The organism is Parafrankia sp. EUN1f (genome assembly GCF_000177675.1).
Classification (GTDB): Bacteria; Actinomycetota; Actinomycetes; order Frankiales; family Frankiaceae; genus Parafrankia.
Map to the genome: position 1 here is coordinate 1 of NZ_ADGX01000353.1, position 1,616 is coordinate 1,616.

1 protein-coding gene and 1 riboswitch are annotated in these 1,616 nt (G+C 73.8%); the gene reads right to left on the reverse strand.

What is annotated here, in order from left to right; all coding sequences use genetic code 11:
• Positions 1-120: 120 nt before the first annotated feature.
• A complete protein-coding gene (locus tag FREUN1FDRAFT_RS39025; RefSeq protein WP_006545976.1) occupies positions 121-1,149 on the reverse strand; it encodes a thiazole synthase in 1,029 nt (342 codons plus the stop codon).
• Positions 1,142-1,255: riboswitch (TPP riboswitch) on the reverse strand. It overlaps the preceding gene by 8 nt.
• Positions 1,256-1,616 lie beyond the last annotated feature (361 nt).

Sequence of the window (1,616 nt, forward strand, 5' to 3'; positions counted from 1 at the left end):
CGGCCGCCCGGCGCAGCACGGCGTCCACCTCGGCCGGGCCCGCCTCGCGGGCGGACCGCGCCAGGCCTGGGATGTCCAGCTCGGCGAGCTCGTGGGCGAACAGGCCCGGCGGGCTGGCCATCAGGCGCCCCCGCCGACGCCGCTGCTCACGGTGCCGCTGCCGACGGTGCCGCTGCTCACGGTGCCGCTACTCGCGGTGCCACTACTCGCGGTGCCACTGCCGACCGTGCCACCGGCGCCGCCGTCGGTGAGCGCGCCGAGGAAGCCGGTGAGCGGGGAGGACGCCGCGGCCGCGGTCGCGCTACCCGGCCGCGCGCGACCGGCGAGATACCCCAGCCGCCCGGCGGTGGTCGCGAGCGCGAACGCGCGCGCCATCGTGACCGGATCGGCGCTGATCGCGATGGCGGTGTTGACCAGCACCGCGTCGGCACCGATCTCCATCGCCTCGGCGGCGTCGGACGGCGCGCCGAGGCCGGCGTCGACCACGACCGGGACGCCGGCGGTCTCGACGATCGCCTCGATCGCGTCCCGGGTGCGCAGGCCGCGGTTGGAGCCGATCCAGCTGCCGAGCGGCATCACCGTGGCGCAGCCGGCCTCCTCGAGCCGGCGGGCGAGCACCGGATCGGCCGAGCAGTACGGGAGCACGGTGAACCCGTCGGCGACCATCAGCTCCGCCGCGCGCAGCGTCTCGATCGGGTCGGGTGCGAGTGTGCGCGGGTCTGGCGTGACCTCCAGCTTCACCAGCGCGGTGCCGGTCGCCGCGCGGCCGAGCCGGGCCAGCCGCAGCGCCTCCGCCGCGTCGACCGCGCCGGAGGTGTTCGGCAGCAGCGTCATCCCGGCCGGGACGAAGTCGAGTACGTCGCCCTCACCCGCCCGCGACAGGTCCACCCTGCGCAGCGCGATGGTGACGATGTCGGCGCCGGAGGCGACCAGGCTCGCCCGCATCAGCTCGTGGCTGGCGAACTTGCCGGTGCCCACCAGGAGCCGGCTGGCGTAGGCGGTGCCGGCGATCCGGAGGGTGTCCTCCCCCACGCCGGCCGCGGCGGCCACGCCGGCGGTGCCGGCGAGACCTGCTGTGCCGGCGAGACCTGCTGTGCCGGCCGGACCTGCTGTGCCGGCCGGGCCTGCCGCCATGATCGGTTGTGTCATCAGGATTCCTCCCCACGCGCGCATGACCGCGATCGGGTCTGCGGGTCGCCGACGGCATCCTGGTCGGCCTCTCAGCCCGCGTCCGCGGGCTCCCCGGTCACGCCACAGTGTAAGCACCAGAAGTGGAGGTACCCAGCCAGTTCTCACGGCTGGCGGCGCGGGCTGCACGGAAAAGGTGTGAGCCACGCCGCGCGGACCGAGGTGGGCCGCCCGATCACGCGCCGGGATTTCGCCCGGCACAGAAGAATTCCGGGGCTGGTCACTCCACTCCGGCGCAGATTCGCCACTTTGTGACGAAAGTCCCGCCCGTTTGGGCGCGACTCCGACTGATTTGCGAAGTAAGACCACTGTCCGACGGTCGGAACGGCCGATCGTAAACTGTCCCCGTGGATGCCACGGTGGCCGACCCTGTCATCGGTCGTCTTCTCGATGGGCGGTACACCGCCCAGGAACGGCTTGCCGTTGGC

Excerpts from the sequence above, each read along its gene's own strand:
- FREUN1FDRAFT_RS39025 (WP_006545976.1), bottom strand. The coding sequence starts at position 1,149 with ATGACACAACCGATCATGGCGGCAGGCCCGGCCGGCACAGCAGGTCCG.